This window comes from Phormidesmis sp. 146-33, assembly GCF_052939515.1.
In genome coordinates this window covers 43977-61186 of the sequence record NZ_JBJPHU010000030.1, presented here as the reverse complement: position 1 = coordinate 61186, position 17210 = coordinate 43977, and the positions used below count along the sequence as shown (strand labels likewise).

Genomic DNA, 17210 nt, shown 5'->3' with positions numbered 1-17210 from the left:
CAGCAAATTAATCAAGCTTCTATCAATCGCTTTCTCGCCGATCGCCGATGCAACCCAACCACAACGATTGAGCCACCTAGCAAGAGTAAAGCAACCGTGTTTGAAGACTCAGGGACTTGAACGCAAGGATCGGGAGCTTTGGGATTCTGGGCACAGGCAAGACTAAACTCACCCGCAACTAATGTGAGCGCCACTTTTTTGTCAAAGCTGCGGGAATAGATGCCTCGAACGATCGTAGAAGCAGATTCGCTGGTTTGAGTTGGGCTGAAGTTAGTGTTTCTCTCAAGCGAAGTGATTTGCACAAAGCCACTCCTGTCGGGAGAACTCAAAAAGTCTTCACCTAGTGTGTTTAAGAAGCCAAAGATTGAAAACGTATCTAAGAGTTGCCCACTGTTGGTGTCAAATAGAGAAAAAGCGACTTCTCCAGCAGTACTGGCGTTTTCTAAGTCTGGATTGTCAACCAGGGTTTGGAGGTTTAATGAAGCGGTGAAATCAAACGTGAAGTCTGTAGTAGAGGTAATAGACAGCGTTGTAATGGGGTTGGCTTGAGCTGTCGTAAAGTAGCGATCGCTGTCCCCCTCCACTGTACTTTCAGTAGAATCAGACAAGAGACCCTCAATGGCTAAGGCCGCTCTAGCACGAGCAAAACTGGCGGCCTCCGCAGGCAAAATTGCTATTGTAGAACTTGCCACGATCGCAGCTAAAAGCAGCAGTCTCTGAGTCAAGATAGACTGTAATTTCATAGATTTTTGGTTCCAGTAGGTTTCAGGCAACGCGACTATTAGACGGTGATGCGTTGCGGCAGTTTGCTCGAAGCCCTGATGAAACACCCTTACTTAAGATCAGGTGCAGATGCTAGTTAGCTAGGGGGGCAAAAACTTTACTGTCACCAGATCCCTCTGTGAAAATACTAGATTGAAACCTATGAAGGCGCTATAAATCAAACAGTAGATTTTTAGAAGTTTGTATAAGGTGCCCATGAAGTTTTGCCCTGATTCAGTGAAATCACAGCGATGAGTGACCTAAATCTCTGTTAACTCCAGTTCAACGATTCAGTTATTGAAGATCAATAATTGAAGATCAATAATTGAAGATCAATAAAGGCAATATGCGATCAACCACCCGGAACATGAATTGTACAGGTTGAACCGAATTCTCTGTTGCAGATGCTAACTTCAAGGTTTAAGGACATTGGTTTAAAGACACTTGCAGTAAGACATAACCCAATCCATCCCACTGACTACGGCTCCTCTTCTTGCTCAAGGGAGGTTGGGAAGGGTCAGAGATGCCAATTTCGGTATCATCTACCCATTATTACGGCAATACATCCTCACAGCCCTCTCAGCTTCAGGGAAATCAACCATTTCCTGTGTATTTATAGATATTAAAATAGTCCACAATTGACGTGGTAGGAAAGTTTTGTGAAGGGCGAAAGGCTTTATCCATCGAGCAAGCTTGCAGTGTTAATTGATGCCGAAAACACCAGCGCGAGTCTAATCGAACTGCTACTAACAGAAATCGCAAAGTACGGCACCGCTCACGTTAAGCGAATCTATGGAGACTGGACAAATACCCTCCTCAGCAGTTGGAAACCCAAACTTCATAAGTTGGCGATTCAGCCGATCCAACAATTTAGATATACGACAGGCAAGAATGCAACAGATAGCGCTTTGATCATTGACGCGATGGATTTGCTGTATGCTCAAAACTTTGATGGATTCTGCATTGTTTCGAGTGATAGTGACTTTACACGACTCGCCAGTCGAATTCGAGAAGCGGGTCTAATTGTCTATGGACTAGGAGGAGAGAAAACCCTAGAAGCTTTTGTGGGAGCCTGCGACAAGTTCATTTACACGGAGCTTTTACAGCAGACGGAAGCGATCTCTTCGAGTTACTCCCAAGGGGTCACTCCTACGGAATCACCCGAAGCTTCTGCAAAATTGGTCGAAGCGCAAAAGGCAGATCCGAAAGTCAAGATCGACAAAAAATTGCTAAAACTGCTGCGGAATGCTTATGAGGCGATCGCTGAGGAGGACGGTTGGGCGAATCTGGGCCCGTTTGGGGCACAACTCAACAAGCTCTCCCCTTCATTTGATGCAAGGACGTATGGACACAAAAAACTCAGCGACTTAATTCGCGCGATCAGCTTGTTTGAAGTGAAGAAGATTCCACACGCAAAAAGCCAAACCGCTACTCAGTTAAGCATCAAGCTGAAATCTTAAGTTTGACAACTGACTACCCATGCGGATGAAAGGACTTGAACCTTCACTTCTTGCGAAACCAGAACCTAAATCTGGCGCGTCTACCAATTCCGCCACATCCGCGTTTTACCGCTTAACCATCATAGCAAAGCGAGCGAGTTTTGAGTCTGGGAATTTTATGCAAAACTCAAAACTCGAAGCTCTTGGACTTATGGCAAACTGCCGACACTGAGTGGGATAATATTTCCGTCGGTGGTGTAACCGAGTATCATCTCGTCGCCCGATCGTATCAGTTTGCCAGTCAGAGCGCAGCGATCGTCTTGTTGGGCCGTTGCCGGAAAACTCGCTCGTAAATCGGATGGGGAGGCGATCGGCGTATGGTCGCCGGATTTTTGTTGGACGTAATTCCAGAGAATGTCGCGAATCAGGGCTTGATATCCCTGGTTGCCAGAGAGTCCTTTCAACTTTTCCTTTAACTCTCGTTCCAGGCGGATGCTGGTGACTTCCATGTCGGTGGTGGTGGTGCGAGTTAAGGTATGCATGTTTTTCCTCCAAAAGTAACTGGACAGGTTCATAATACAAGTGTAGTATGGAAACTGTAGTTCGTAAGCCAAGTGCTTCAAAGTCTTCTTCAATGAAATTTCTACGGCTCCTATCGACAGTTCAAGGGTTGGGTTATTGCGAGAGTGCGCTTTGCGAATTTCCGCACGATCGTCCAGCCAGCCTTGTCGGAGTCGTAGTTTTGCCGTTTATGGGCAGGGCTATCCAGTTAGAAAGATCTCAGGAGATTGATGATTCGCGAAACATTAGCAAGTCCGGGCGGCCAGGCGCATTGCCCAAAACATTGATTAGAAGCGGAAGGGACAGGAGACCGACTGTACCTAAATAAGACAAGAAAACTCTGAAAAAGTTTTTGAGCCTCCGCTTCTAACCGTCAAGAAGGGGAGGTTTTTAGTGTGTTTGGCGGAAAACAAAGCAGATGCGGTGTAGTCATCGCCTGCCCGAAGCAGCCCTTGGAAACAGCAAACCCTTGTAATGAGTAAACCTTTGTAACGGCAAACCCTGGAAAATTGGGAGACACCAGGAATGTTGAAGTTTACGTACACCGAAACGGGGATAAACATTGAGCGATCGACCCAATCTCTCGAAGAGTTGGTGATGTGGCGGATCGTGCTGGCGATGCGAGTTGGAGAACGGCTGACGGTTGCGCCGGGGACGGCTTCGTTTTTGCTGCCCGCAAATTTACAGTGCTGGGATTTGTTGGAAGCGGTGGTGCAAAAATCGCTGGATGACACGATCGCGCTCTGCCAATGTGATGCAGAATTCATCGAGGTCAGCCTGCGAGGAACCTGGATCGCTCAAGATTGCAACTGCGAGGAAGGGATCTTTTTGGCTGAGCTGGGTGACTCGTTGCCAGGGACGCTTTGCGAGCGGGCGGAATTCATTTTGTTTAAGCTGTGGCAGGAGTCGTTGACTTGTCGGGTGTGATGAAGGGATGAGGGAGAACTTCGATGATCTGTTTCCCCTTTGGGGGTAATCCGCTTCGCGAGGAGGGATGAGGGATGAAAGGCGATTTTGCTTGGTCTTTTACTGTTTTGCATTCATCATTTCTTTGAAGTGATCTCTCAAGTGAGCGTGGTTGATTTTGCCTTGGGGGTTGCGGGGGAGGTGAGTGATCGCAATCCAGCGTTTGGGATGCTTGAATTTGCTGAGTTTTTTGGTGAGGGCGATTGCTAGTTTCTCATCAGAAAGGTTGGCGTTTGGCACATAGACGGCGGTGACAATTTGCCCCCATATTTGGTCAGGGATGCCTATCACACAGACATCTTTGACCATTTTTGTGTCTAAAATTGCGGCTTCGACTTCGGCTGGAAAAACGTTTTCGCCTCCAGTGATGATTTTTTGGCTATCGCGGCCGATGATGTGCAGGTTGCCTTGGGAGTCAAAAACCCCCAAATCATCAGGCTGGTATTGTGAATAATTCAATAGCTCAGGATAGTAACCCAACATCAAGGAGGGTGATTGAATGGTAATTTTGCCAATTTCTCCAATGTCTAATACGTTGTTTTTTGGGCTACGAATGGTGATTTGAGTGTGGGGTAATGGTTTTCCAGAATTGAAGTTTCCGCTTAAAAAAGCTTCTGGTTTCAAAGTGGCAATTTGCGAGGCGGTTTCGGTCATTCCATAAGTGGGAGCGATCGACAAGTGTCGCGATCGAGCTTCTTCTAATAACTCTAGCCAGGCAGGTGCGCCTCCTAACAAAATGGTTCTAAATTGGGACAGCCAGGAGTGTTTTGGTTGATGGAAACTCAGAAGTTTTTGTAGTTGAGTAGGAACGAGAGAAAGGAAGAATTCTTGAGGATTAATTAATGGTTCTGCGTCAGTTCCTAGTGATTTCCAGGGCAAGATTATCAACTTTCCATTGGATAGGAACGATCGCATAAATTGCATCAAACCGCTGACATGATAGAGCGGAAGAACACAAAAAGAATGGACGCGATCGACTTCAAAATATTCTCGAAATCCCTGAACAGATGCCGTCAAAGTTCCCCAGGTATGCATCGCAAATCGAACTTTACCCGACGTGCCGCCTGTGGGAATCATAATTAAGGGTGTGTTGTAAAAGCCTTCTAGCTTCTTTTGTTTCCTTCTATTTGAGACTTCTCCCCAAATCAAATCAGGCTGAACTAATTCAAAAACTTGTTGCCATTCAGATTCTGCCCAGTCAGGATTACAGAGAAAAATTTGGCAATGTGTCGAACAAGCAGCAATAAAGCCAGACAAGAAACGGATGGGATCACGTTCAGCTAACAGAATTGTTTGAGTTTGTGGCGTGATTTCTTGATAGCGTTCTTGAGTTTGTTCGATCAAATTCTGAATATCATAGCCGATTAACCAATCTTTCTGACTGCGTTCTAAAAGGTAGGTTAGAGGAGTTGCCATAAGCGATCGCTCTCCTCCATCAAGCTATCAAACCAGTAATCTGTTCCATATCCAAAAGCACGATTCTTGACGGAGAGTTCTGCTGCAAGGCTTAATCCAGCTTGTCGTCCGATCGCCGTTTCAAACACTGAAGAAAATACCGCCTCGATCGAGTGTTCTTGACAAAACTGACGAAGGCGAGAAGGTGAACCAGCAATTGCGGGTTTGACGACAAAAATTCCGCGCCAACCTTTTTGATAGCAATCTTTGAGTTGATTAAGTGTGGCAATGGACTCGTCGATCGCTAGAGGCGTACTATATTTCTGGCTCAGTTTTAACATTGCGTCGAATTGATGAATTGAAAGTGGCTGTTCTAAAAATTCGATGTTAGTTGAATCACAAATTTGTAGCCATTTCTCAGCTTCTAAATCGCTCAAACCTCCGTTAGCATCTAGTCTCAAAAGCGCGTCAGATGGTAAGTTTTGAATGAGTTGGTCAAAGAGATCGAGTTCTTCTGAAATCGGTGTAACGCCAATCTTCCACTTGAAAGTTTGATAGCCTTGTTGCCAAAGATTTTGCCAAGATGCCAGGGCTTTTTTTCCGGTGGGAAGCAGGGCAGCCATTGACGATCGCGCCACAGATTTTCTTGACCAATCGCTAACTAAAGACTCAAATCCAAACTGGCAGGCAGGGAGACGATCGGGAATATTCAAAATTGTCTCTACATCGACTTCACCTGATAGCTGATTACAAAAATCTAAAGCTTGATCAAAACTTTCTGAACCAAACCATTCCAGAGGCGCAATTTCACCAAAGCTGACCTTTTCACCCTCAAGCCGCAAAATAATCCCTTCCCGCACCCGCCACAAGCCATGACTCGTTAGCAACGGTTGCCGAAAGGGACGACGGTAGGTGCGAAACTCAAACTTCATCCCGGTAGCACAAAGCCCAAACCCAACATCAAACCTGCCCAAAAGTGAAGCTCGACCGCGATCAATCGACAGAATGTGAGCTTGTGGGGTTGGTCGTGCTGCGATCGAATAAATCGACACAACCTCCGAGCCGCGGGCACACTAGCAAAAATCAGCAGCGTCCAGATTGGAAACAGATGCAACATGACAAACAAAGCGGTCAGCGCATAGAGACTGCCACAAATCCAGGGCAACAGATCCGCTGATCGCTTCGTACCCAACCGCACTACGGGAGATTTTTTGCCGATCGCGCTGTCATCCTTAACCTGATTGAAGTGTGAACAAAACAAAATCAAACTGGTCGCAATGCCAACAATAATCGACGCTGCAAAATTTGTACTTGACCAGGCTTTTGTCTGACTGTAGTAGGAAGCGGCAAATGCCAGCGGCCCAAACGCAAAGAAGCAGAGAATTTCACCCACGCCTTTGTAGCTGAGACGAAAGGGCGGCCCCTGGTAGATATAGCCGATCGCACAGCACAGCAAAATCAGTCCGATTACCGTAAAGTCTTGTTGTTGAGCGGCGATCGACCCAATCCCAAACAAGCCCAACGCCAGACAAAAATTACTGATCCAAAAAATCAGCGACTTATTGCCCGTCATGTTGACAAGGGAATTTTTCTTATTGACATCAACGCCTGTTTCCGAGTCAAACACGTCATTGCTGAAATTTTCCCAGGCCAGGATCAAAATAGCAGATATTAAAAATGTTAAGAAAATTGAAAGGTTAAACCGGGTGGTTTCAGCGAAAGCAACGGCAGACCCGACCCAAATCGGCATGATCGCCACACTGTACATGGGAGGCTTAATCGCCGCAAACCAGAGCTTTCTGTTGACACGCTCGATCGTCCTGGTTGTCATTAAAAAAACTCCTGTAATTGCCAGAAAGCTTACAAACACTGTGTTTCCCAGTTTCCCATCTGATCCGAAGCAACCGCAGTCTGTTATAGAAACGTTACACGCTTTCCGGTTTCGCTTTACTAACCTTAAATTTCCCCCTTCAGTTTCACGCCCCTTGACGATTGCCTCGATACACTGTTCAGTGGCAGATAACACGCGGGGAGAAGATTTTTATGAATGCTGCTGCACTCTGGCAACGCTATCAAGACTGGCTTTACTATCACAAAGGTCTAGAATTTTATCTTGATGTCAGTCGGATGCGGTTTGATGATGACTTTGTAGACCAGCTAAAACCTAAGTTTGAAAAGGCTTTCAAGGATATGGCTGCCCTAGAAGGGGGCGCGATCGCCAACCCCGACGAAAACCGCATGGTTGGTCACTATTGGCTGCGTGATCCCGATTTGGCCCCGACGGATGACCTCAAACAAGACATTGTAGGAACGCTGGAAGACATTGAGACCTTTGTTGAAAAAGTCCATTCTGGCGAAGTGGCTCCCCCCAATGCTGAGAGATTTACAGATATTTTGTCGATCGGCATCGGTGGTTCTGCTCTGGGCCCCGAATTTGTCGCCGAAGCACTTTCTCCAGACTTTCCGCCGCTAAACATTCACTTTATTGACAACACTGATCCCGCAGGCATCGATCGCACCCTGGCAAAAATGGGTGATCGGCTCAACAGCACCCTCGTTCTGGTCATCTCCAAATCCGGCGGCACTCCCGAACCTCGCAACGGCATGATCGAGGTGCAACATGCTTTTGCAGCCCACAATCTGGACTTTGGCAAACAGGCGATCGCCATCACAGGCAGAGGCAGCAATCTGGACAAAGTGGCCGAGTCTCAAGGCTGGCTGGCTCGTTTCCCGATGCACGACTGGGTGGGAGGACGCACTTCTGAATTTTCAGCCGTTGGGTTAGTGCCTGCTGCGCTGCAAGGGATTGATATTCGGGCGATGTTGGCTGGGGCAAAAGAAATGGATGCCGCCACTCGTCAACCTCAGATCAAAGGCAACCCCGCGGCACTGTTGGCGCTGGCCTGGTACTTTTCGGGCAACGGTAAAGGCGAAAAAGATATGGTGGTGCTGCCCTACAAAGACAGTCTGCTGTTGTTTAGTCGCTATCTTCAGCAATTGGTGATGGAATCGTTGGGCAAAGAAAAAGACCTCGACGGCAACACGGTTTATCAGGGCATCGCCGTTTACGGCAACAAAGGTTCGACCGACCAACACGCCTATGTTCAACAACTGCGCGAAGGTGTGCCCAATTTCTTTCTGACGTTTATCGAAGTGCTGCGCGATCGCTACTCCCAACCCGTCGAAGTCGAACCGGGAGTCACGTCGGGCGATTATCTGTCTGGACTGCTTCAAGGTACTCGTCAGGCGCTCTACGAAAATCATCGCGACTCTGTGACCGTCACCATTCCCGAAGTCACGCCTCACAACGTTGGGGCCTTGATTGCCCTGTACGAACGCGCTGTCGGCTTTTATGGCTTTCTCGTCAACGTCAATGCCTATCACCAACCTGGAGTAGAAGCGGGCAAGAAAGCAGCAGCCGCTATTCTCGATCTCCAGCGCAAAGTAATGGAGGTTTTACAGCAAGAAAAGACTCCCATCCCATTAGGAACTCTAGCAATTAAAGCGAATGCTTCTGATCAGGTCGAAGCGATTTACAAAATCGTCCGTCATCTCGAAGCCAATCACCGCGGGGTCAAAGTAGAAGGTAGTTTAGGTGATCCTGGCAGCCTGACGGTGAGCCTCTAACAGTTTGGGTTATTTTCAACAAAAGCGGAGAAGCTACCTTGAAGTTCAATATTGCAAGATCTTCATTGCCAGATCTTTGAGGTAGCGTCTTTAGTAAAGTCAAAAGTAAAGTCAAAGTTTACTGCGCCTTCAGCAATGATCGTTACGCTTTGGAGAGTCGGTGCAGCCACATAAAATTGGGCCCTTCGGGTGAGCAGACACGCTGAATTAAACCGTAAGAATAGTGTAGATTTTCGCCGGACAAGTCTTTGCGGTATCCATACTGTGTCCATTCGCCGTAAGGATCGTTGACAAAGCAGCCCGATCGGTCATATCCCCGCAGCACAATAATGTGACCAAAGCTGGTGAAATAGCCGTGAATAATACAGGGACGACCTTCAGCGATCGCTTTTTGAATGTCAAACATGCGACCTTGCAGCGTCAAGTCATCCCTTAACCCATAGTCAGCGGCCATTTTTGCTAAGTCTCCGGGGTCGTGACGGCTCAACCCTTTATTATCCATGTAGCGATAAAGCTCATCCTCAAATTGGACGGCGTTCGTCTTGCGAGGAATTTTGAAGTAGCGCATCACCATCGCAAAACAGGTGACATTGCAAGCCCCACCCGGATTCTCTGAGTTGTTTAATTGATTGTGGTAAGGCACTCCCAGAGACTTTGTAGCAGGCAGACGAGCAGGCAGACGAATGGGAAGAGACGGCGTTCGTGCGGTTGAAATGACCTTCCCCTGACTGTTGAGCACTTGGACATGCGGCATAAACACAAACCAGGTATTGCGGGGAGGAACGCCCAAAAAACCATCGACGATCGCGATTTTGAGATGATTTCTGCCGACAGGCTTCCACGAGTGAATGTTCAATACTTTGCCCGCTTCGACAGTGACTTTATCTTGAGGCGGCAGTTTTGAAGAATCATCTGCGGATTGCTTGAAAAACGTCGTCTGAAGAACTTTGATTCGCATAGAATTTCTCCAATTCCTGATTCTGCTGAGTTTTAGGCTTTTCAATTTTGATTGACGGCGATCGACAGAAAACTACTCATGCGCGATTGCTCATTCCTGATTTCCCGAACCTAGTGTACCTACCCGCACAAAGAGTAGCTTTGCCTCAAGGGAATAACTCTCCGTTAATTCCGATCGAGTTGCCTGCTTTGACTCAAGGTTTTGTAAAGGAGTTCCGTTAATTTACGCAGGGAGATATTTCGGTTGTCCAGCCAAAATAAAGGCGCACCAGGGATTTTACTCAAAAATGCGTCTACTTAACTTTTGCTTTACGATCGCTCTCATCACACTCGGAGCCAAATCTTTTGAGTTGCTGCCTGCCAACTCTCAAGGCGAAACTTCTCCCCTCAGTCAGGCGTTTGTCTCAGTTCCCATCCCTAACGAAGCGGTCAAAAAGCCTTATCAAGTGCTGATTTATAGCGCCACTGGCGTACAGACTCAAACATTAGTTGATCGACTTGCTACGCTCAAAATTCCCTATCAACTCACGTCCTCGATTTCTCAAACCCTGGACGCAGACGACCATCAGGGACTCGATCGCTTTCAACAACTCAAGCATGAAAAGCAGCCGATCGTATTCATCTACGGCAAGGCTAAGTCAAATCCACGCGTCGAAGAAGTGATCACCGAATATCAAAAAATGACGGGTGAATCGCTGATTCAAAAGTGAGTTCGACTTTAATCAAGGACTTCCAGAACTCTTATCTGAAAATCCTCCCAAATTGAGACGCTGGCGGGCAGAAGACCCAAACAACGCGAAAAACCTGCATCGTATCCACTTCTAAGGAATTGAGACAGACCGAAGAAGGCGATCGACAATTCCTCTGGCTCTGCGTCCCCCCGCCGGAATTAGGCGATGAGCCAACACATGAGGCGCAAGCTCCTTCACATCATCGGGGATTACGTATTCTCTGCCTTCTAAAAACGCTAACGCCTGCGCTCCTTTTTGCAACGCAACCGTTCCTCTAGGACTCACGCCCAACGTCACTTCTTCATCCTGACGAGTTGCCCTTACCAGATTGAGAATGTATTGCTGTAGAGAAGTATCAATTTTTACTTGACGACAAAGGCGCTGTAACTCCTGGACTTCTGCTAGTGAAATGCAAGGTTTGAGTTCTTGAATCGTATGCCCTTCTTGAAGGCGCTGTAACATCTGCATTTCTTCCGATTCGGTCGGGTAGCCCAGCGACAGCGACAGCGCAAATCGATCCATCTGCGCCTCTGGTAGCGGAAAGGTGCCCTGATACTCGATCGGGTTCTGAGTCGCGATTACAAAAAACGGACTGGGAACTTTACGAGAATTGCCATCCACCGTCACCTGCTGTTCTTCCATGACTTCGAGAAGGGCAGATTGGGTGCGAGGAGTCGCCCGATTAATTTCATCAGCCAACAAAACGTTCGCAAAAACTGGCCCTGACAGAAACTCGAACTCACCCGATCGCGGATTCCAAATATTCGTGCCTGTCACATCCGTCGGCAACAGATCAGGCGTACACTGCAATCGCTGAAACCGACCGTCGATCGACTTGGCCAAAGACTTCGCCAGCAACGTCTTTCCAACGCCCGGAACGTCTTCTAACAAAGCATGACCGCCTGAGAGTAAGGCAACCAGGACAAGCCGAATCGCCTCAGACTTGCCGACGATCGTTTGGCTCAAATTTTGGGTTAGTTGCTCAATGCGCTCTCTCATGTGCAGGTTTTCGCCCCTAGAAGACTTTCGTTCATCATACTCAGGATGCCCAAAAATGGAGTTGAACGCTGAACTATAGAAGACTTTGGACTCTGAACTCTGACTGTCATTTGCGTTTTCAGTCTAGGGTCTCTGATTTAATGCCTTTGCCTCGATACTAGGAGACAGGAACGCACATCGTTCTAGCGGTTTCACAATCGGCTTTAATTTGGGCTTTTAGGTCATCTAGCGAGGCAAACTTTTGCTCAGGGCGAATAAATTGCTCTAGCTCAACGGTGAGTGTCTGCCCATACAGGTCGCCTGACCAATCCAACAAGTGAACTTCGATCGTTTGCTTAGTTCCATTCACAGTTGGACGGTTGCCAATATTCATCACGCCCAGCTTGTGATCGAGGCCCACTCCCGAAACCCTCACACTGTAAACACCCTGCTTGGGAATAAATTTTTCGGGGGGCGGCTGCAAATTAGCGGTCGGGAAGTCGATCGTTCGTCCCAACTGCTGACCCTGTACAACTTCGCCAACAAGACTGTAAGCCCGTCCCAACATTCGATTTGCGCCCTGCAAGTTTCCGTTCTCAAGCGCCTCACGAATGGCAGAGCTACTAATCCGCTCTCCGTGAAAAGTCAGCAGCGGCACGATCGTGACATCGATCCCAAACTCAGCCGCAATCGCTTGCAAATCTGCTGCTGTCCCCGATCGCTTGTAGCCAAATCGAAAATCTTGCCCAACGCTCACGCACCTTGCTTGCAGGTGATGGATCAGAATTTCCTCGACAAACTGCTGAGGAGTCAAAGCTGCCAGTTCGCGATTAAACGGCAAGAGAACCAATTGCTCAACGCCGATCGCGCTCAGTTGCAGGGCTTTTTCAGAATGAGGAGTCAGCAGTTTGCGCGGTTGCCCTGTAAAAAACTCTTTGGGATGGGGCCAAAAACTAACAACTGTAGAGCGAATTTGAGGATCGTTACTGATGACAGGCGAAATTACCTGGTGATGCCCTTGATGAATGCCATCAAAATTGCCCAGGGCAACCACAGTCGGAGTCAGCGCGTTAGTGAGAGAAGAAGTTATCCACACGCTTTACATTTTGACATACATTACTCAGCGATCTGCAAAAGCCCATCTAAGCGAGTTGGCTGAATTTTGTAGTTTTCACGGGCAAACTGTCACTTTAGGAGACAAATTGGGCGCAACGAGAGGCGATCGCCCCCATCCCAACTCTTTCAACTTAAGGTAGGCTTCCCACGTTCAGAAAGGCTTTCTAACTTTCGCCGCCTCTTCTCTCAGTCAAATCCTGGCAAAATAGAGTCAGGCTGTAGCGTAAAGCATGACAAACCACTTTCTCTCAAAGTTTCGGACAACCCTCTGGGCATGGTCATTGGGGTTGACTTTGCTGTGGATATTGCCAGCCTATGCTGAGACAACTTCTGTTTCTCTGACTGCCTCCAGGGTGTCGGTATCAAGTCCCAAAAAACAGAGCTATGATCCCCAGGCAGTTCTCACTCAACTGTCCCAGTCTTCAGTCGTCTATCTGGGCGAAACCCACGACAGCCCAGACGATCATCGTGCCCAACTTGAGATTATTCAATCCCTGCATCGCTCAAATCCCAATATCGCGATCGCACTGGAGATGTTTCAGCGCCCTTATCAGTCGGTGATCGATCGCTATCTAGCGGGTGAGATTACAGAACCCCAACTTCAAGAACTCAGCCAATTTCAGAAACGCTGGGGCTTCCCGTGGGAGTACTACGCCCCCATTCTCAGATTTGCCAAAGCGAACCGTTTGCCCGTGATTGCGCTCAACACGCCTTCTGAAGTAACGCGCAAAGTGGCTCGTGGGGGGTTAAAAAGTTTGACGTTGAGCGATCGTCGCTTTATTCCGCCCCTTTCTGAGATTCGCGCCGAGCCAGAGGCTTATCGTCAGAGAATGCGCCAGATTTATGAGCAAATTCACCAAGGTAAAGGAAGCAGCGATCGGTTTGAGTCGTTCTTTTTGGCGCAAATTCTTTGGGATGAAACGATGGCCGATCGCATCAGTCAGTTTCTTAAGGCAACTCCCAAAACTCAGGTGATCGTGCTGGCAGGTCAGGGACACATTCTCTATGGCGACGGGATTCCCAGCCGAGTTGCGAGACGAATGCTCAACAATCCCCAGTTTTCTCAATCACTGGTCTTGCTCAACCCACCTACTGAATTCACCACCCCACAAGACCGTCCCATTGCTGACTTTTTTTGGAATCAGTCCACTCCTTAGCTCGTCAACTTTTTGGGAAACAAGTAGATTACGCCTGAAATCCAGGTCAGAGCAACAGATACCCAAAAGGCTCCCAGAGGCAACATCCAATCACTAGGCAAAGGTGCGATGAGAAGGGCGATCGCCACAATTTGACTCACTGTTTTTAGCTTGCCCCACAGATTTGCGCCTTGAATACTCTCTCCCTGCAAACTCGAATCAACGCGCCAGCCTGCGATCGTCAGTTCTCTCGCCAAGATCATAAACACCCCCCAAGCGGGAACTTGCCCCAACTCAACCAGAGACATCAGGGGAGCCAAAACCAGCAGTTTGTCAACCAGGGGATCAAGAAATTTTCCTAAGTCTGTCACTTGGTTAAGCTTTCGAGCCAGGTAGCCGTCGAGCCAGTCTGTCCCGGCTGCCAATAGAAAGATCGCCACCATGATCCAGCGAGTCTCCGAAGTGGGATGGTGCAAGCCGTAGAGCAAAAAAGGAACTCCGAATAGGCGCGAGACGGTGATCCAGGTGGGCAGATTCATAAGATTTGAGCAAAGGGCACTCGTTAAGCATAAAAAAATAGGGCCAATCCGAATAGGATCAACCCTAAAATTCAACAACTCCAGGAGATAAACTCTGGCTTTTAGCAAGCCCCATGCTTATTGAGAACTACCCAGATGGTTTTAAAGATCAGGCGCAGGTCATACGCGATCGACCACTTTTTCTGATACTCCAAGTCAAGTTTGACGACATCTTCAAAATCGGTGACATTCGATCGACCGTTGGCCTGCCATTCTCCTGTGATTCCAGGTTTGACGTTGAGACGTTGCCAGTGGTGCGGCTTGTATTTGCTGACTTCATCCGCCGTAGGGGGACGGGTGCCAACCATGCTCATGTCGCCCTTCAGCACATTCCAAAATTGGGGAAGCTCATCTAGACTGGTACGCCGCAAAAAGGCCCCGATCCGCGTGATTCGAGGGTCGTTCTTGCTTTTGAAGATGTTGCCCTTGGCTTGATTTTGCACCAGATGTTTGCGCTGGTCAGCATCGATCACCATCGAGCGAAACTTCCAGATGCGAAAAGGCTGCCCCTTGACTCCACAGCGAATCTGACTGTAAAAGATTGGGCCGGGATCATCGCGCTGAATGGCGATCGCCACTGGAATAGCCACCATGGCCGTAATCACCAGACCTACCAGGGCACCCGCAATGTCGATCAGTCGTTTGAGCTTGCTGTTGACGGAGGGGTGAAAAGGTTCGGATTCGATTGGGGTCAACAGGTCTGAAGCAGAAATATTTGCTTCTTTGGCGCGTTCAAGCAAGGCGAAATAGAGAGATGAAGGAATGTCAGAAGTCGTAATCACAGGTTGCAGCCGGTTTTTCTTAAAGGTTGACCTCACTCGACCACTATATTCAGCCACACCTACCTATCGTTAGGGAATTGAAGGACGTTTGCTTAATCTTTGAACTGCCTTAGACTTTTATGAAGATCTGGTATGTTGTCCGAAATGTAGACCAAATGAGGGTTGTGCGCCAAAGGTTCTGTCGCGTGAGATGGACAGGAGTGGGGCAAATCCAGGTCTTGTGCAGCCCTCGATCGCTCAGTTAATGAAAATCCCTGAGACTCTTGTTATGTCTGAGCTTCATCAGCTTTTTCATTTGATTCAGCAATTCGTCTGTACTGTTCTGAACTACGATTCTGATTCGGGAGGAGCATCTTCTACAAACAAGTCATCCATCCCCTCCAGATTAAAGACTGAGTTGATTTTGGCAGGCGAATCTGAGGAGGTGCTGCTTTTTATCGGAGGAGCAGTTGGTGAGGAGATTTCACGCGTTTTGTCTAGATTTGAGAGATCCTGACTAAGTTGGTGCAGGGTAGTCGAGTCAAGCGTTAGCTCTAAGTCTGGATTTTCGGAGACTGGCGGTGTGGGCAATAAATTTTCTTCTGGCGTGTAGGTGGCTTCGGCGAGCGATCGCACATCTGAGGCCGCAGACTCGATCGCAGGCGGACTCACGGACACGACATTCAACGGCTGGCTGGCATCCGCAGATAACTGCTCCAAAAGATCGGTCAGTGCATTGATAGTGTCACGGTGAGGCGGTGTCTCTAGAGGCGGTGGGGCTGGATTAGTAGAAATCGCAGTCTCTTCAGGGGGTAAGGCAGGACTGGCAAGACCTGTGGCTGCTTCGAGGGGTTGTGCAGGGCCGCTGGGAATTTCGGTGCCGGGATAGGGGAGTGAAATGGGAGTAGACGCGACCCCTTGCGGGTATCTCACAGCGATCGACTCGGATTGGACGGGCTTTCCGGGTTGAGGCGCGGCTTCTGAGTTTGTAGATTCTAAGTTTGTAGGCTCTCCTTCCTGGGCATGGAGATAAGAAGACGCTTCTCGTCCCAACTGCTCGGCTAATCGATTGACCAGCGTCGAGAACATGACTTCTCCCTGCTCACCCAAATGATGAAGCTTATCTAGCCCTTGAGCCAGCGAATCCTGGTAAGCATTGATATCTTGTTGCAGGGATTCAAACACGACTTTTAGCGTAGTGTCTAGCGTTGTGAGCGCCTGATCGGTTTGATCTTGTATTTTCTGGATCTGCTCAACACTTGGCGAGGGAGAAGCTGATTGCTCTGTCTGGTAGCTTTGGCGGTGCGCCTCTAGCCTGCGAATTTCCCGAATCAGGGCATTTCTCTGCTGGGTCAAGGTCGCAACTTCAGACTGCAAAGGGCGAAGTAACCCCGATCGCAGCTCGTTCATTTCTTGCACAACGGATTGCATCACCTGCTGCGCGTCGGCTTGTGAGGAGTCTGAAGTCTGGCTAACAGGGGTCGATCGCTGTTGCATCATCAAATAGATGCGAAGTCTCTGTAAGAGTTGACGCTGTTGAGCCACTTGCCCACTTGCCGCCCAGGGAAGGCGAGAGGCTGCTTTTTGCAGCACCGCATCAATTTCGTGAATGAGCGTCTGAATTTGATCCTTCTGAGAAGTCACGATCGAATCCTTGATGAAGATTTTGCAAAATGGATGAGACCAATTCAACTGATTGCTAGGTTGCCCATAAGAGCATACTCTCACCCAGCGTTTATGAAGCGGATACCCCTGACTTAGAAAACAACAAATGGATTGTTTACTCAGGATAGTTTATGGGCTGCGTTGTCGAGGCAGCAGGCAGGTCTTAGTCCAAGTTTCTCAACAGAGCGTAGAAAACTGCAAGGTGGTTAAGGTTGGTAGTTAAGGTTGATCAAGTCGTCGCCGACGTAGGAGCCGTGAAGGCGATTAAAATCCAATAAAATCTAAGGGCAGCGATCAAGTTTTTCCTAAACCCTGAGCTAAAAAATGACGAACTCCTTTCTTTTTTAAATGCGGGTGGCGCTACAAATTTTTGTCTCAAAAACTTTCAAGAACTTAAAAATTCGCAGGATCAAGAAAACGACAGATAGAAATATGACCGTCCAAAAGTCTAAGTGTTAAAAAGCTATAGTCTAAAATAATACCTGTTTGTGAAGCTTGTAATGGGATACTAGTCAATAGATCACCAGATCTTGAATTG

General features: G+C 48.1%; 16 protein-coding genes and 1 tRNA gene. 5 read left to right on the top strand and 12 right to left on the bottom strand.

Annotated elements, in window-relative coordinates; all coding sequences use genetic code 11:
- Positions 1 to 11: 11 nt before the first annotated feature.
- Entirely contained in the window at positions 12 to 743 is a 732-nt protein-coding gene (locus ACJ2PR_RS14360) for a hypothetical protein (protein WP_446867119.1), read from the bottom strand.
- 678 nt (positions 744 to 1421) lie between these two features.
- Here ACJ2PR_RS14360 and ACJ2PR_RS14355 point away from each other — a divergent pair.
- The gene (locus ACJ2PR_RS14355) at positions 1422 to 2222 is read left to right on the top strand and encodes an NYN domain-containing protein (RefSeq protein ID WP_446877501.1); all 801 of its coding nucleotides are present in this window, start codon (positions 1422 to 1424) and stop codon (positions 2220 to 2222) included.
- 20 nt (positions 2223 to 2242) lie between these two features.
- On the opposite strand, the gene ACJ2PR_RS14350 is transcribed toward ACJ2PR_RS14355, so the two are convergent.
- Both ACJ2PR_RS14350 and ACJ2PR_RS14345 read right to left on the bottom strand, forming a co-directional pair.
- Positions 2243 to 2324 (bottom strand) — tRNA-Leu (locus ACJ2PR_RS14350).
- An 86-nt stretch (positions 2325 to 2410) separates the two neighbouring features.
- The gene (locus ACJ2PR_RS14345) at positions 2411 to 2743 is read right to left on the bottom strand and encodes a hypothetical protein (RefSeq protein ID WP_446877500.1); all 333 of its coding nucleotides are present in this window, start codon (positions 2741 to 2743) and stop codon (positions 2411 to 2413) included.
- Between the two features lie 544 nt (positions 2744 to 3287).
- On the opposite strand from ACJ2PR_RS14345, the gene ACJ2PR_RS14340 reads away from it, so the two are divergent.
- Positions 3288 to 3689: an alr0857 family protein gene (locus ACJ2PR_RS14340; protein ID WP_446856561.1), complete on the top strand. Its 402-nt coding sequence runs from the start codon at positions 3288 to 3290 to the stop codon at positions 3687 to 3689.
- A 99-nt stretch (positions 3690 to 3788) separates the two neighbouring features.
- On the opposite strand, the gene ACJ2PR_RS14335 is transcribed toward ACJ2PR_RS14340, so the two are convergent.
- From ACJ2PR_RS14335 to menA, 3 genes are read right to left on the bottom strand one after another with little or no spacing between them, the layout of a single operon-like run.
- The gene (locus ACJ2PR_RS14335) at positions 3789 to 5144 is read right to left on the bottom strand and encodes a 2-succinylbenzoate--CoA ligase (protein WP_446877499.1); all 1356 of its coding nucleotides are present in this window, start codon (positions 5142 to 5144) and stop codon (positions 3789 to 3791) included.
- Complete coding sequence (locus ACJ2PR_RS14330) at positions 5129 to 6055, bottom strand: o-succinylbenzoate synthase (protein WP_446877498.1); 927 nt, start codon at positions 6053 to 6055, stop codon at positions 5129 to 5131. The genes ACJ2PR_RS14335 and ACJ2PR_RS14330 overlap by 16 nt, the downstream gene beginning before the upstream one ends.
- Positions 6052 to 6954 carry a 2-carboxy-1,4-naphthoquinone phytyltransferase gene (gene menA / locus ACJ2PR_RS14325; protein ID WP_446877497.1) on the bottom strand — a complete coding sequence of 301 codons (903 nt, stop codon included), beginning with the start codon at positions 6952 to 6954 and terminating at the stop codon, positions 6052 to 6054. Before menA ends, ACJ2PR_RS14330 begins: the two co-directional genes overlap by 4 nt.
- A 212-nt stretch (positions 6955 to 7166) precedes the next feature.
- Here menA and ACJ2PR_RS14320 point away from each other — a divergent pair, with 212 nt between their 5' ends.
- A complete protein-coding gene (locus tag ACJ2PR_RS14320) occupies positions 7167 to 8750 on the top strand; it encodes a glucose-6-phosphate isomerase (protein WP_446867114.1) in 1584 nt (527 codons plus the stop codon).
- A 142-nt stretch (positions 8751 to 8892) separates the two neighbouring features.
- On the opposite strand, the gene ACJ2PR_RS14315 is transcribed toward ACJ2PR_RS14320, so the two are convergent.
- Entirely contained in the window at positions 8893 to 9708 is an 816-nt protein-coding gene (locus tag ACJ2PR_RS14315; protein ID WP_446856556.1) for a C39 family peptidase, read from the bottom strand.
- Positions 9709 to 9994: 286 nt separating this feature from the next.
- On the opposite strand from ACJ2PR_RS14315, the gene ACJ2PR_RS14310 reads away from it, so the two are divergent.
- On the top strand, positions 9995 to 10417 hold the full coding sequence (locus tag ACJ2PR_RS14310) for a hypothetical protein (protein ID WP_446877496.1): 423 nt from the start codon (positions 9995 to 9997) through the stop codon (positions 10415 to 10417).
- A 111-nt stretch (positions 10418 to 10528) separates the two neighbouring features.
- On the opposite strand, the gene ACJ2PR_RS14305 is transcribed toward ACJ2PR_RS14310, so the two are convergent.
- Together ACJ2PR_RS14305 and ACJ2PR_RS14300 are read right to left on the bottom strand one after the other, a co-directional pair.
- Positions 10529 to 11437 (bottom strand): AAA family ATPase, encoded by a 909-nt coding sequence (locus ACJ2PR_RS14305; RefSeq protein ID WP_446856554.1) that lies wholly within the window; start codon positions 11435 to 11437, stop codon positions 10529 to 10531.
- A gap of 157 nt (positions 11438 to 11594) precedes the next feature.
- The gene (locus tag ACJ2PR_RS14300) at positions 11595 to 12512 is read right to left on the bottom strand and encodes a bifunctional riboflavin kinase/FAD synthetase (protein WP_446877495.1); all 918 of its coding nucleotides are present in this window, start codon (positions 12510 to 12512) and stop codon (positions 11595 to 11597) included.
- Positions 12513 to 12762: 250 nt separating this feature from the next.
- Here ACJ2PR_RS14300 and ACJ2PR_RS14295 point away from each other — a divergent pair, with 250 nt between their 5' ends.
- Positions 12763 to 13689, top strand: coding sequence for a ChaN family lipoprotein (locus ACJ2PR_RS14295; protein ID WP_446877494.1), 927 nt, complete (start codon positions 12763 to 12765; stop codon positions 13687 to 13689).
- Here the strand turns inward: ACJ2PR_RS14295 and pgsA are convergent.
- From pgsA to ACJ2PR_RS14280, 3 genes are all read right to left on the bottom strand, one after another.
- Positions 13686 to 14207, bottom strand: coding sequence for a CDP-diacylglycerol--glycerol-3-phosphate 3-phosphatidyltransferase (gene pgsA, locus ACJ2PR_RS14290; protein ID WP_446877493.1), 522 nt, complete (start codon positions 14205 to 14207; stop codon positions 13686 to 13688). The genes ACJ2PR_RS14295 and pgsA overlap by 4 nt on opposite strands.
- Before the next feature lie 101 nt (positions 14208 to 14308).
- Positions 14309 to 15085 (bottom strand): sugar transferase, encoded by a 777-nt coding sequence (locus tag ACJ2PR_RS14285; protein ID WP_446877492.1) that lies wholly within the window; start codon positions 15083 to 15085, stop codon positions 14309 to 14311.
- A 270-nt stretch (positions 15086 to 15355) separates the two neighbouring features.
- Positions 15356 to 16651, bottom strand: coding sequence for a hypothetical protein (locus ACJ2PR_RS14280; protein ID WP_446877491.1), 1296 nt, complete (start codon positions 16649 to 16651; stop codon positions 15356 to 15358).
- Positions 16652 to 17210: the final 559 nt, after the last annotated feature.